Origin of the sequence: Parabacteroides sp. B2-S-102, assembly GCF_023656665.1 — a bacterium.
Taxonomy (GTDB): Bacteria; Bacteroidota; Bacteroidia; order Bacteroidales; family Tannerellaceae; genus Parabacteroides; species Parabacteroides distasonis.
Genome location: NZ_JAMOKM010000007.1, coordinates 161,448 through 175,736, shown reverse-complemented (window position 1 = coordinate 175,736; position 14,289 = coordinate 161,448). Strand labels below are relative to the sequence as shown.

Below are 14,289 nucleotides of genomic sequence, written 5' to 3'. Positions count from 1 at the left end.
TGGGGGAGAGAGGGAGAAGGTGCGTCTCAGTCGGTGAACACAGTCCTCCCAGTCGGGTACCGTAGTACTGCTAGTCAAGTACTGCTGTCCTGCTAGTCAAGTACCGCTGTCCTCTCAGCCAAAGTACTGCGGTACTTGGGCAGGGGTACTGCGGTACTTGACTAGCGGGATAGCGGTCTGTTATACTCTCCATCGGATGAATACTGTTTGATTATAGATTCAGGAGCTTTTTGATCTTCCAGAAGATATCCGTATTCTCGAAAATACCCGTGAAGTTCTCGGCACCCGGGCCGAAAGCGTAAACGGGAACCATCACGCCGCTATGCCCTCCGGTGGAGAATTTACAAACGATACGGCCCTCGTTCAGATCCCCGTCCACCAAGGTAAGGCCACCGGTCTCGTGATCGGCGGTTACGACAACCAATGTCTCACCGTCTTGGGCGGCCCATTCGAAGATACGTCCGATCGTACGGTCGAAATCATGTGTCTCTTGCATCAACAGGTCGATATCGTTGAAATGCCCGTAATCATCCAATTGGGAACCTTCTACCATCAGGAAGAAACCTTCCGGGTTTTGTCCCAGCAGATCGATCGCTTTCATTGAGGCACGAGCCAAGAGATCGCCTCGCTCGGCGGGAAGCGGGGTGTCTACGGTATCGGTAACGCAGAATACCTTGCCTTTTTGAATCTTCGCCAGTTCCTCCCAGCTACGGGGAGTTTGGTAACCTTTCTCCCTTAATTCCTTGAACAAATCGCGACCGTCCGCACGGTTCTCGAATAGCTTGGAGCCGCCGCCGAATACGTAATCGACGCCACAGTTCACGTAATCCGCTACGATCTCGGCCTCGGCGTCGCGATCCGTATTGTGGCAGCAGAAGTCGGCGGGCGTAGCGTCCCATAGGCGACAGGTAACGGCGATGCCGCTTGACAGGCCTTTCTTATTCGCCAAGGTAGCCAAAGATTCCAAGGGCTTGCCTTCCGGATCTACGCCTACCATATGGTAGTTCGTTTTATGGCCGGTGGCCAGTGCGGTACCTCCGGCTCCGGAGTCGGTGATGAGGCGGTTGGCGCAATAGGTTTTCGAGAGGCCGGTGTATTGGGAGTTGTCCAGCCAGAGCTTGCCCCGGTTGGCGGTCCAAGCGGAATACATGTGCATAAGGCTCATGCCGTCGCCGATCATGAGGATCACGTTCTTTATTTTCTTTCCGGTAGGGGGGACTAGTTTCTTGACCTCGTAAGGTTTCTCTAATACATACGTTTGTTCTTTGTCTCGGCGACTTTGTGCCGCAGCCTCTGGAACGATCATGCCGGATAGCAGGATGGCTAAGGCGGATAGCACGGATAGAGTTGTTCTTCTCATATGATTCAGTATTTAATATTATCAATTTATATAAAGGTTCTCTGTTGGGATCGCGTCTAGTTTGGACATGCTTGGCGTACGCCAGCTCCAGCCTAGGTACTCACCCTCGTAATCCTCGAAATAATGCAAGGCGAAGGGGTGGTAGCCTTTTTGTAAGGGGATGCGTCCCATCGCGTCGATGGCGGCGTGGGAGGCATCATTGTCCACTACCTTTTCTTTGCCGATATAGAGGACGCTACCGTCATCCGAGCGGGTACTGAACTCATAGACTCCATCTTCCGGGGCGTATATATATCCGGTGAAGATATAACCGAAATGATCCGGCAATTTAGCGTTCAGGATAGAAGGCTCAGGTATTGTTCCGCTCTCGACCTCCTTCGCCTTTTGCAGATCGGCTACCCATTGGAACTCTCCTTCGTAATAAGTATAAGCTACCCCATGCTTCGTAGGCTGTATGGATAACGCGGGGCGTAATACGGCTTTTGTCGCTTGGATCGAGTACGTACGGCTGGGTACGAATCCCTTTTTATATCCTTTGGCCTTGATAATCGTGGTCTCTTTTAAGACGAATGGCTCGCTGTATACCGGAGCGTTCTCATCCGGTTCCGATCCGTCAAGCGTGTAATGGATAACCGCCTCGGGTGTCGTGGATTTTAGTTCCGCCGTAATCTCTCCTTCAAATAAATCCAGATCATTCGCTATGTAAGGGATAGAGACGGTAGGTTGCTCCGTATAGGAATAGGGAGCGTACTCGGGAGCGGTTCCCCAACGCTTGTCCGGTGTCGCCGAGAGCGTAAAGTCCAGTGTGCCTCCTTGCATCAACTGGTCGTAGGTGATGTAGCAATGCGATATCTCCTCGCCGTTTAAGGTAACCTTCGTGATATACTTGTTCTTATCCGGCTGGTTGGCGGTAATGACCAATGTCTTGCCATTGCCCAGCTTCATGTTCGCCTTATCGAACAACGGGGTCGTTAGGATAAACTGGTTGCTACCCGGACATACGGAGTAGAAGCCGAGGCTGCTCAAGATATACCAAGCGGACATCTGGCCGCAATCCTCATTGCCGATGATACCTTCCGGCGTGGGCTGGTACATCTCGTCCAGCAAGCGACGGGTCCATTCCTGTGTCTTCCAGGGCTGGCCCACATAGCTATATAGGTAAGCCATGTGGTGGCTAGGCTCGTTGCCATGCGCATATTGACCAACCAATCCTGTAACGTCTACCAGATCGCCGACTACCTCGGAGGTAACCATAAATAAGCTATCCAGATCAGCGATGAACGCCTCCCGGCCTCCGGACAACTGGGTCAATCCATATACGTCATGCGGGGTAAAGAAACGATATTGCCAGGCCGTAGCCTCCGTATAGGAACGTCCGATGGCGAATGGATCGAAAGGAGTCTCCCAATTCCCATCCTGCCGTTTGCCCCGGAAGAACCGGGTACTACCGTCGAATACGTTGATAAAATTCTGGGAGCGCTTGATGAACGTCTCATAATCATCCATATGTCCTAAAGCTTTCGCCATTTGTGCGATACACCAATCATCGTAGGCAAATTCCAATAGGCAGGAAACCGATTCTTTCTTGATATTCGTCGGGATGAAGCCTTCCTTTATATAATAATCCGCTCCTTTCTTATTCTTCTCCGCTGAGATTTTCATCGCTTCGAGAGCGTGTTCCGCATCATATCCGCGAATACCTTTCAAATAAGCGTCCGCTATAATCGATGTGGAGTGATAACCGATCATGGTCCCGGTCTCGCCTGCCGATAAGGGCCATAACGGAAGCTCGCCGCTGGCGTCGTACATATCCAAGAGAGACTGTACCATATCATTCACCAAGGTAGTATCCAACAGAGTCATCATCGGATGCCAGGCCCGGAAGGTGTCCCAAGTGGAAAAGGTGGAGAATTGGCGGCGACCTGCCGGGATCGTCGCTACGCTCATGTCGTGACGGCGGTATTGTCCGTTCACGTCGCTCGCTATATTCGGGATGATCTTGCTATGGTATAGCGCCGTATAGAAATTCGTGCGCTCGGCTTCGGTGCCTCCTTCTACCGTGATAACGTCCAGTTCTTTTTCCCAATTGGAGCGTGTCGCTTGATGGATGGCGTCGAAATCAAAGCCATAGGAATCCGTCTCTTGCTCAAGGTTCAGACGGGCGTTCTCCTCATTTACGATCGATACCCCGACTTTGCAGACGATGGGCTTTCCGGTAGTCGTATCGAAGGTAAGTACGGCTTGCCGTTCGGAAGGCTGTTCCATGGAAGAGAAGGGTTGCGAGAATTGCGCTACAAAGAAGACATACTGATTGTCTACCCAGCCCCGGGTACGCCGCATACCGGTAAGCTCATTCTCCCCAGTTTGCTTAACCCAGCCTTCGTATATATATTCGTTATCCAATAAATGGTCCATATCGACCACCAACGTAGCCTCTATCCCTTTTTTATAGGTATATCTGTGTATCCCGACATGCGGGGTCGTGGTAAGTTCCGCTAATACACCTGCCTCCCTGAGATTCACCGAGTAGTAACCCGGGGAAGCCTTCTCGTCCGAGTGCGAGAACGCTAGAGGTGTCTGGAGTGACGGACGGAATAGGATATCGCCAAGGTCGATACATCCCGTACCGCTTAAATGGGTATGGGAAAAACCCATTAAGGTAGAATCGCTGTAATGATAACCGGAACAAGCGTCCCAATTCCCTTTCCGGGTGTCCGGACTGAGTTGGACCGCTCCGTAAGGAGCCGTGGCCCCGGGATACGTGTGTCCGTGAAATCCCGTGCCGATAAACGGATTCACGGAATCGATGGGGGATTGTGGTGCTTGGCTACAGGCCGTGAATAAGGCTATTATCCCTGTACACAAGCAAGAAGAAAGAGTTTGAATTAATCTCATGGTGTATCTTTTGTTTACTATATTATACAATTGGCAAAGGTAAACTACCTATTTGAGATATGCGTTTTTACCCGGTAGAAAATAACACGGGCTGTTTCATTTTCTGAGACAGCCCGTAATTGAATCTTATTCGTTCCTTGATCGGTTTAAAGGAGCCGGTTAATATCCCTCGTTCTGCTTCAGTTGACCATTCGATTTAGTAATCTCTTCACTTGGATACGGGAATACCATCATATGTGCTTGATAGGCGTTTTTGTTGGTGTAATCTTCGTAACCAATAATCGTGAACGCGGATTCCGGATTCGCCCGGTCTTCATATCTGCGGATACGTGGATGTGCGTTCAACTCTTTATCGGCCAATGTCTTTATGTCGGCATTGGAAGAACGGCTCCAACGCTTTAAGTCGAATAGATGGTCTGTAAACTCAAAAGCCAATTCACAACGGCGTTCGTGATATAGATCCTTCATCGTGGCGGTGCCGGCAAGCGGTGTCAAGTTGGAGCGTAGGCGGATACGGTTGATGTCTGCGGTTGCTTTATCGGCTTGACCTGTCATTAAATATGCCTCGGCACGGAACAATAACATTTCTGCGAAACGGATGATCGGGAAATTGACACGGACCGTAGGCCAGTCTCCATTAGCACTCACGGCTCCTTCACCTACAGGGTCTGAGTATTTGAAAGCGTCCATGTATTTATTGATCATGAAACCAGCTTCAAGGTCGGAGGTAGACCAGAATTTGCGTGTCTCGCCGAAGAACGGGAACTCTTGGTTGTATTCCAAGATTGAGCGTACTAAACGGTCATTACCTTTACCATCTTTCGCCATTTCTTCGTAGATGTCGTAGGAGGGCTTCATCTGCCCCCAACCATTATATTTGCCCCATCCTTTGTTCTCAAGGATAATACCCGGGAATTCGGTACCGCCCGGTAGTGCGCCGCCGATACTCGGAATAGTCCAGAGATATTCGGCGTTCCAATAATCTTTCAAGTCAGACGAGAATAGTTCCGCAAATGTGGGAGCTAGATCTCGATTGTAGTTGTTCTCCAATTGATTGACCATCTCGATGACGTTGTTCCATTGGGTAGCATCCCAAGTAGCCCAGTAAGCATAAGTTTTCGCTTTGAACGCCACGGCAGCAGCCTGATGTGCCCGGCCCCGGTTGTCGGCGTCATAGGATTCGAAGTTTGGAAGGTAGGCGATTGCCTTGTCCATATCTTCGATGATCAGTTTATAATTGTCCATAACGGTAGCTTGCTGAGGCGGTATGGAGTTGTCGTAATCGTCGGGGAAGTCCTCGTAACGTACGAAAGGTACTCCTTGTTTATCCGTACCGTACCGATAAGCGATCAGATAATGTGCCCAGCCGCGACTGAAGTAAGCTTCGCCCAAGCTGCGTTTCTCGACGGCGGTCAGCGTCGTTCCCTTTTCTTTCTTCACTAATTCTTGGATGATCCAATTCGCACGGGACATAGTAGAATACATACGGCTGAATACATCTCTTAGAGGAGATTCATCACCGGTATAGGCTAAGGTCGCCAAAGAGTTATAACCGCGCGTACGTCCCCAAACAATGTCGCATGCGGCTCCCTGTTCCCAGAATAACTCACGGCCGTAACAACCCTCTTGATGGAATCTTTCATATAATCCGTCAATGGCATCAATGGCCTGTTGATCATTCAAGAAATAGGAGGTTGTAGTTGCGTTTCCTTCCGGCTGAACGTCGAGGAAGTCGCTACAAGAACTACAAACCAATGCGGATAATGCTAATACTGTAATATATCTTTTCATTTTGATCCTTTGTTAATATGAATATCTTTTAAAACACCCGATTAGTATGTCAATTTGACTCCGACAGAGAATACGCGTGAAACCGGATACTTCAAGGCATCCCAACCGCCGGTTTCCGGGTCCATTCCTGAGTAGTTCGTGATCGTGAAGAGGTTCTCACCGCTAAGGTAAACCGACATCATGCTGTTGCGTTCTTGCAGGTGAGCGCATTTCCTGATAACATCACTCAAGTCATAGGATACGGTGAAGTTCTTCAAACGTAAGTAAGAAGCATTCTCCAGATACCAATCAGACGGTGTGCTAAAGTTGCTATTCGGGTCGTTTTTCGATAAGCGTGGAATATTCGACCCTGTATTCGACGGACTCCAAGCGTTCATGATCTCTTTTGAGCGGTTAAAGTTTCCTTCTACATCACTTAAGGCCATATATTTACCTACATATAAAGCTTGTGCTCCACCTACGCCTTGGAACATAGCGCTTACGGAAAGCTTCTTCCAAGTGAATCCTCCGGAGAATGAGAATGTAGTTTTAGGTGTAGCGCTACCGCAGTATTGACGGTCTTCATCATTGATGACTCCATCACCATTGGCATCGACGAATTTCAAATCGCCGGCTACAGCGTCCGGTTGGATTCGTTTTCCGTCTTTGTTTACATAAGCGGCTGCCTCTGCGTCGCTTTGAAAAATGCCGTCAGTCTTGATCAGATAGAAAGAGGCCAGCGGTTCTCCTTCGGCTGTTTGATACATATATGGAAGGTTACGATAACTACCATCGAAATATGCATCATTTTTGGTGATACCTGTCCAAACGCCCGGGGTTCCGTCTGCGTTCTTTACCCCAATATCAGAAACCCAGTTCTTTAGATAAGAGAAGTTTCCGGAAACGAAGTACGACCAATCTTTATTTACCTGTTGGTTCCAATTGATTTGCGCCTCGAAACCTCGGTTGCGGACTTCACCTTGATTGACTAACATGGCATCGATACCGATCGTTCCCGGCCAGTTCATCGTTTGCGACTGGATCAAGTTGAACGTGCGTTTGTCGAAATAGTCGAATGCCATGCTCAAGCGATTGTCGAACATGTTCACATCTAGACCTAAGTCCCATTGCTCGGAAGTTTCCCATGTTAAGTTGGGATTTAATGCGGTAGAGTTATAGACGAAGTTTCCCCAAATCTTGTTCGATTCTACGCCGTACTGTGCCTGCTCCGACCAATAATTCTTACCTAATAAAGCTGATTTGTAATTATAACCGATAGATCCTAGATTACCGACACGTCCCCAAGAAGCACGGATCTTCAATAAATTCAGTGTCTCGCTCTTCGGGAAGAAAGATTCATTAGAGATTTTCCATCCGGCTGTTACGGCAGGAAAGTCGCCATAGTTATTATCTTTAGGTAGACGGCCTGCGTAATCACGACGCCAAGAGGCTGTAACGAAGTAACGATCGTTGAAGGAATAAGCCAGACGGGCGATCAAGGATACGTTTGCGTCAGGACCGGTCAAATAATCGGTTGCGGAAACGGAATTCGCATAGGATAGATATTGTAAATAAGCGGATTCGTCAGATAAATCTTTTCCATTAACCTCTAATCCTCGCTTGCTGTAATGATCGGCCGTAGTGGATAGTAAGACACCCACGGTGTGCATGTCATTAAACGTATTGTCGTAGGTCAATGTGTTTTCCGTTTTCCATGCGTCTGCACGGTAAGTCGTTTCATCCAGATTATTTGTCAAGGAGGGTTTTCCCACCTCGTCACGGATCGGGCTGAAGTTCTTATATAGATTATTCTTCAGGTTGTAAGTGAAACGGCTCGTGAACTTCAAGCCGGTAACGATATTAGCTAGTTCCAGACTGGTCGTACTCCAGATGTCGCTGGTTCGGTCATAGCGGTTTTCCGCTTCCAGCAAGCGAACCGGATTGACAGCGTCTCCATGGATATCCGCGAAGTTGGAGCCATATTTGGCGATGTAATCCGGGTCTTCGGTCGTTGTTCCACCGTAAGTACCATCCAGCGGATTGTAAACCGTAGCGCTGGCAGGCATATACATAGCCGCCGCGACAACTCCCGTATAACCACTGTCGGTATCTTTTGAACGGCTTTCGTTGTTTTTCCAAACCACGTCTTCGGTGATAGTCACCCATTTATTCAATTTGAATTTACCGTTGTAACGAAGTGAAAGGTTCTTGTTGAAAGTATTGATCAATACACCTTCATCATTATCGTAAGCAAATGAAACACGGTTGGAGGCATTCTCTGAACCAACATTCAAGGCTACGTTATGGCGTTGGTAGAAAGCGGTGCGGAAGATCTCGTCCATCCAGTTGGTACGTGTGGTACCTACCCATGGGTTCTTGGTCAAATCCCAACCGGTCGGCAATGTAAGCCCTGCGTTTGCGTAAGACAGTTTTCGCATCTCGAGTTGCTCTTCCGCATTTAACGGCTCGATTACGTTGCTAGCTTTACGAACACCGAAAGTCGCGTCATAGCTCAACGAGGTTTTGCCCTCTTTCGCCTTCTTGGTGGTTACCAAGATAACACCGCCGGCTCCGGATTGCGCTCCATAGATAGCGGCAGAGGCAGCATCTTTTAAGACGACAATCGTCTCGATATCATTCATAGAAGCGATGGGTGCGCCGGGGACACCGTCAACAACCCATAATACGTTATCGCCATTCTGTGAGCCCTGTCCACGGATCACTATCGAGGGTGTAGCCGTCGGGTCTCCACCGTTCGCTTGTACGGTAACACCCGCTAACTGCCCTTGCAACATACTTTCGGTAGAGGTAACCGGACGGGCCACCAGGTCTTCCGTGTTGTTCAGCACGCCCACGGAAGCGGAGAGATCTTGTTTGCGTTGCCCCGCTCCATAACCGAGTACGACTACCTCATCCAATTTCTGCGTATCTTCTTCTAGGATGATGTTGAAGGTCGTTTTCCCGTTTATCGGGATACTTTGCGTCATATAACCGATATAACTGATCTCTAAGGTAGCGTTTTCCGGAACTTCCAGTAGGAAATCTCCATCGAGCCCGGTGATTACTCCGTTTGTCGTCCCTTTTACGATCACGTTCGCGCCAATTACAGGAATCCCCGCCTGGTCTTTGACGATACCGGAAATCTGTTTCGTACTTTGTTGGTAGATGCTGGGACTCGGAAGTTCTAAGCCCGATGATTGCCCGAAGACGGGAGAAGCTTGAGCGGTTTGGGTACCTGCCACTATGCCACATAAAGACATCCCTACGCATAGATGCTTGACAGGGATGAAATCATAAAGCCGTTGTTTCATGTTTGCGTATTTTAGTGTTTATCTAAATCTGCCGCAAAAGTAGGCGTAATATGTGCGAGTATAGTGGAAGGTCTTATGAAGTGTTTGTGAATAAAATGTTGCAAAGCTGTTGCAGCCTTACTGCAACGCACGTGCAGTGTTACTGCGACAGGCGTGCAGTAACATTGCAATGCGGGTTGCAATAATCAGAAATCAAAGTATCGTTTAGCGTTGTTGTAACTGATGTCCTCCACCATCTGTCCAATGAAGGAAAGCTCGGAGGCGGGCAATAAGCCTTTCTCTATCTCATTGCCTAGCATATTACAAAGGATCCGGCGGAAATACTCATGGCGGGGATATGACAGGAAGCTGCGGGAATCTGTCAGCATACCGACGAAACGGCTTAAAAGACCGAGGCTGGAAAGTGCGTTTAACTGATCTTCCATGCCTTTGATCTGATCGAGGAACCACCAAGCCGCTCCATATTGCATCTTCCCGGGTACACTGCCGTCGTTGAAATTGTAGGCATTGGCTACCATCAACTCGGTGTCGCGGGGATTCAGGTTGTAAACGATCGTTTTCGCTAACAGCCCTTCTTGATCTAAATGGCTGAAAAAGCGGTTCATGGAAACAGCTACCGGCTGATCATCGATAGCGTCGAAACCCGTGTCTGGCCCTAATAACTTGAACATCCGTTTGTTATTATTCCGATTTGCGCCGATATGGAATTGCTGTACCCATCCACTCCGGGCATCCATTGCCGCCAATTCGTATAGCAATGCCGAACGGTATTTGCGAACTTCCTGCTCCGTGAGCGATTTACCCATACGAGCCTTGAGGAAAATCACCTCAATCTCCTGCTCGGTATAAGGTTCGGCATAGAAAGTATCCAACCCGTGGTCCGATAACCGGCACCCTTGGGCGGCGAAGAAATCATGCCGCTTTTGTAATGCCTCCAATAAATGCTTGTAGGTGAGGATGGTCTTATCGGCGGCGGCCTCCAGCTTGGACAAATAGTCATTTAGCGCCTTGAAATTATCGATAGCGAGTACCTTGTCCGGTCGCCATGCCGGATATACACGGGTGTGGCATCCGCTTGAACGTATTTTTTGATGGAATTCCAATGAGTCTATAGGATCGTCGGTCGTACAAACAATCTCTACGTTCATCCGTTTCATGATGGCTTGCGCACGATATTCGGGGGTACGCAGTTTATCCGTACAAGTTGCGTAGATTTCCTCGGCGGAAGCCGGATTCAAGACTTTATGGATTCCAAATATACGGCTAAGTTCCAGATGTGTCCAATGATAAAGCGGGTTTCGCATCGTGTAAGGCATCGTCTCTGCCCATTTAAGGAATTTCTCGTAAGAGGGCTTATCTCCGGTGATGTATTCCTCGGGGATACCATTTGCTCTCATCGCCCGCCATTTGTAATGGTCTCCGCCAAGCCATATCTCCGTAAGATCCTCGAATTGATGATTCTCCGCTATTTGCCGGGGATCTAGGTGGCAATGGTAATCAATGATGGGCATCTTCGCCGCATGCTCGTGATATAACTCACGGGCCGTGTCGGTTTGGAGCAAGAAATCTTGATCTAAAAAGTTTTTCATACTTGGCGATACTTTTGAATGATAGATAAGGCGTTGCGGCATAAATCGGTAATGGATTGCCAATCGTTTCCCGCTATCGCTTCTTTGGGGAAGAGTTTGGATCCCATTCCTACGCAGGTCACGCCGGCCTTGAACCAAGCGGATAGATTCTCCTCTGTCGGCTCCACGGCACCGGTAGCCATGATTAGGGTCCATGGCATGGGTGCCTTTATGTTCTTGACAAATGAGGGACCTCCTACATTTCCGGCGGGGAATATCTTGCAAAGGTCGCAACCAACTTCTTGGGCAAAGCCGATCTCGGATACGGAACCGCAGCCGGGCGTATAAGGGATGAGGCGACGGTTACATATCTTCGCTATCTCCGGGTTGAACAACGGGCCGACTACGAAGTTTGCGCCTAGCTGTATGAATAAGGCGGCTGTGGCCGGGTCTACGATAGAACCTACGCCCAATACTAATTCCGGGCATTCCTTGGCGGCGTATTTTACCAGCTCGCCAAATACCTCGTGGGCGAAATCTCCCCGGTTAGTAAACTCGAAGGCTCTGACGCCTCCCTCGTAACAGGCTTTTACAACTTGTTTTGCGATCTCTACCTCTTTATTATAATAAACGGGCACCATTCCGGTTTGGATGATAGCCTGTAATGTTTGTATTTTATTGAATTGAGCCATATTGGGAATTAAAAATTGAAAGTTGAGAATTGAAAATTAGCGGGAGACACGGCCGGAGGTGTCGCCGGACATGAGTTTTTCTACTTCCTCTACGGTTACTTGGTTGAAGTCTCCGTAAATTGTGTGCTTTAGGCAAGAAGCCGCTACCGCGAAGTCCAAGGCTTTCTGGTCGTCACCGGGGTAGGAGAGCAAACCGTAAATAAGGCCTCCCATAAAAGAATCGCCTCCACCTACACGATCTACGATATGGGTGATGTCATACCGGCGGGATTCGTACAACCGGTTGTCGGCGTATAGCACTCCGCCCCATGTGTTATGATTGGCATTGATGGAGCCTCTTAGCGTGATGATAACTTTCCGGGCACGTGGGAAGTGAGCCATTAATTGGGTACATACCGACTGGAAAGAGGCGGCGTGTACCTCGCCTTCCGTGGCGGCGGCGTCAAAACCTTCGGGCTTGATACCGAAGACTTTCTCGGCATCTTCCTCGTTTCCTAGGATGATATCGCATCCGGCTACTAGTTCCGGCATGACCTCATGGGCTGTCTTACCGTATTTCCAGAGATTTTTCCGGTAGTTGAGGTCGCAGGATACCGTGATGCCCAATCGGTTTGCCGCCTGTATCGCTTCCAAGCATACGTTGGCGGCACCTTCGGATATGGCTGGCGTGATACCTGTCCAGTGAAACCAAGAGGCATCCTTGAATACCTCGTTCCAATCGATCATCCCCGGTCGGATCTCGGCGATGGAAGAATGAGCCCGGTCATATACCACCTTGCTGGCACGAGCGACCGCTCCGGTCTCCAGAAAATAAATGCCTAACCGTTCCCCTCCGTAAATGATCTTGGAAGTTCCGATACCCTGTTTGCGTAATTCCATAACGCAGGCACGGGCGATGTCATTTTGGGGTAAACGGGTTACAAACTCAGTCTCTATGCCATAGTTGGCGAGTGAGGCGGCGACATTCGCTTCCCCTCCGCCAAAAGTAGCGTTGAACTGATTGGCTTGGCAAAAGCGTAAATAGTCCGGAGTAGCCAGCCTAAGCATGATCTCTCCGAAAGTTATGACTTTCTTACTCATGGTGGTATAGTATTATGTTTTTCGCAAATGTAAGGGTTTATTTCGAATAATGTATAGCGTGTGTGCGAAAACATAGGCTTTTTTATTCCACCTCCCGGACAAAACGCCTGATTTCGAAAGGAGTCTTTGGGGCGCTAACACTGGTGTAGAAAAGAAGCAGGTATTTGACAAAGCCTTCTTCTACCTCTAAATTGGGAAATCCTACTTTATAGATACCAAAGCGAGAATCATAATCCTTGATCGAATCTTCTCGAAGTTCTGTATACCGATGGGATAAATAGTCTGGTTCATAGTGCCAAGTATTTAATGTGACCTATTGACAAAGATACGATAAGTTTCTTGATTTAGGATATAGAGTCCGGAAAAACAAAAAAGCCGCTAGTCCCAATATGGATGCGGCTTTTTTTGCTCCTCAATGAAACAATCTCACGATTCCCCCCTTGCAAAGACTTGTTAACCTTAGATCTAAAATACTATGAAAAAAACTCGATGCAAATATAAGGGGTTTTATAATATGCGTCAATAGTATTTGTAACATTTTATTGTAAAAATATCGCAAATAGGTTTCAATTTGATATATATCAAGCTTGTTATTCTAGAATTCCGTACTTTTTAGGAATATTATTCATAATTTCGAATAATTCGTTAACAGTCTCCGCACGTAGCATGGCGATCCGTGTTTGCTTGAAATCGGTAATACCTTTGAAGAGCGGAGTAGCTGCCAGATGACGGCGAATATGTAAGATTCCCCTACGCTCGTCCAATCGTTCCACGCTTTGCTCCACTTGTTTTTTTAGGATATCCAGATACCAAGAGAAAGGCTCTTGTGGCAATAATTTCCCGGTCGTAAGATAGTGTTTTATCTCCCGGAAGATCCAAGGGCGGCCTATGCTAGCCCTACCGATCATTACGGCGTCTACGCCATAGTCCTCGAAACGCTGCTTGCATATCTCGGCGGAAGTCACGTCGCCATTCCCGATGATAGGGATTTGCATGCGAGGGTTATTTTTTACGGCACCGATCAAGGTCCAATCCGCCTCGCCCGTGTACATTTGCGCCCGTGTACGTCCGTGGATGGAGAGGGCGGCGATACCGCAGTCCTGTAGTTGCTCGGCCAGATCCACGATAACGCGGTTGTCGGCATCCCATCCCAAACGGGTTTTCACGGTGACGGGGATGTTCACGGCTTTCACCACCTCTCTCGTGATCTCCAGCATCAACGGGATATTGCGTAGCATGCCGGCCCCGGCTCCCTTGCCTGCTACTTTCTTTACGGGGCAACCAAAGTTTATATCTAAAATATCCGGATGAGCTTCCTCGCAAATACGTGCGGCCTCTACCATCGAGGCTACGTCCTTACCGTAAATCTGGATAGCGACCGGACGCTCATCATCGGAGACATTTAGTTTTTGCTGTGTTTTGTTCACACTGCGGATCAACGCGTCGCTCGATACGAACTCCGTATATACCATGTCCGCCCCGAAGCGTTTGCACATCAAACGAAACGAGATATCCGTCACGTCCTCCATAGGCGCCAAGAATACCGGACGCTCCCCTAAATCTATTGAACCAATCTTCATACCTTCTGTTTGCTAACTAAATAGAGATTACAA

8 protein-coding genes and 1 pseudogene are annotated in these 14,289 nt (G+C 48.6%); all 9 read right to left on the bottom strand.

What is annotated here, in order from left to right; genetic code table 11:
* Positions 1–211: 211 nt before the first annotated feature.
* Entirely contained in the window at positions 212–1,360 is a 1,149-nt protein-coding gene (locus tag NBH07_RS11455) for an alkaline phosphatase (protein WP_005860025.1), read from the bottom strand.
* A 21-nt stretch (positions 1,361–1,381) separates the two neighbouring features.
* A complete protein-coding gene (locus NBH07_RS11450; protein ID WP_039848522.1) occupies positions 1,382–4,255 on the bottom strand; it encodes a GH92 family glycosyl hydrolase in 2,874 nt (957 codons plus the stop codon).
* 159 nt (positions 4,256–4,414) lie between these two features.
* Positions 4,415–6,046: a RagB/SusD family nutrient uptake outer membrane protein gene (locus NBH07_RS11445; protein WP_009016692.1), complete on the bottom strand. Its 1,632-nt coding sequence runs from the start codon at positions 6,044–6,046 to the stop codon at positions 4,415–4,417.
* A gap of 41 nt (positions 6,047–6,087) precedes the next feature.
* Positions 6,088–9,336 carry a SusC/RagA family TonB-linked outer membrane protein gene (locus NBH07_RS11440; RefSeq protein WP_009016691.1) on the bottom strand — a complete coding sequence of 1,083 codons (3,249 nt, stop codon included), beginning with the start codon at positions 9,334–9,336 and terminating at the stop codon, positions 6,088–6,090.
* A gap of 185 nt (positions 9,337–9,521) precedes the next feature.
* Entirely contained in the window at positions 9,522–10,925 is a 1,404-nt protein-coding gene (gene uxaC, locus NBH07_RS11435; RefSeq protein ID WP_039848521.1) for a glucuronate isomerase, read from the bottom strand.
* Positions 10,922–11,596, bottom strand: coding sequence for a bifunctional 4-hydroxy-2-oxoglutarate aldolase/2-dehydro-3-deoxy-phosphogluconate aldolase (locus NBH07_RS11430; RefSeq protein ID WP_009016689.1), 675 nt, complete (start codon positions 11,594–11,596; stop codon positions 10,922–10,924). Before NBH07_RS11430 ends, uxaC begins: the two co-directional genes overlap by 4 nt.
* Positions 11,597–11,632: 36 nt before the next feature.
* The gene (locus tag NBH07_RS11425) at positions 11,633–12,676 is read right to left on the bottom strand and encodes a sugar kinase (protein WP_009016688.1); all 1,044 of its coding nucleotides are present in this window, start codon (positions 12,674–12,676) and stop codon (positions 11,633–11,635) included.
* 88 nt (positions 12,677–12,764) lie between these two features.
* Positions 12,765–12,920: pseudogene (locus NBH07_RS11420) on the bottom strand (AAA family ATPase); the annotation flags it as partial.
* Between the two features lie 346 nt (positions 12,921–13,266).
* Positions 13,267–14,256: a tRNA dihydrouridine synthase DusB gene (gene dusB / locus NBH07_RS11415; protein WP_005860012.1), complete on the bottom strand. Its 990-nt coding sequence runs from the start codon at positions 14,254–14,256 to the stop codon at positions 13,267–13,269.
* Between the last annotated feature and the right edge of the window lie 33 nt (positions 14,257–14,289).

Bases quoted from the DNA above. Each gene is read 5' to 3' on its own strand.
- NBH07_RS11455 (WP_005860025.1), bottom strand. From the start codon at position 1,360: ATGAGAAGAACAACTCTATCCGTGCTATCCGCCTTAGCCATCCTGCTA.
- NBH07_RS11450 (WP_039848522.1), bottom strand. From the start codon at position 4,255: ATGAGATTAATTCAAACTCTTTCTTCTTGCTTGTGTACAGGGATAATA.
- NBH07_RS11445 (WP_009016692.1), bottom strand. From the start codon at position 6,046: ATGAAAAGATATATTACAGTATTAGCATTATCCGCATTGGTTTGTAGT.
- NBH07_RS11440 (WP_009016691.1), bottom strand. From the start codon at position 9,336: ATGAAACAACGGCTTTATGATTTCATCCCTGTCAAGCATCTATGCGTA.
- uxaC (WP_039848521.1), bottom strand. From the start codon at position 10,925: ATGAAAAACTTTTTAGATCAAGATTTCTTGCTCCAAACCGACACGGCC.
- NBH07_RS11430 (WP_009016689.1), bottom strand. From the start codon at position 11,596: ATGGCTCAATTCAATAAAATACAAACATTACAGGCTATCATCCAAACC.
- NBH07_RS11425 (WP_009016688.1), bottom strand. From the start codon at position 12,676: ATGAGTAAGAAAGTCATAACTTTCGGAGAGATCATGCTTAGGCTGGCT.
- dusB (WP_005860012.1), bottom strand. From the start codon at position 14,256: ATGAAGATTGGTTCAATAGATTTAGGGGAGCGTCCGGTATTCTTGGCG.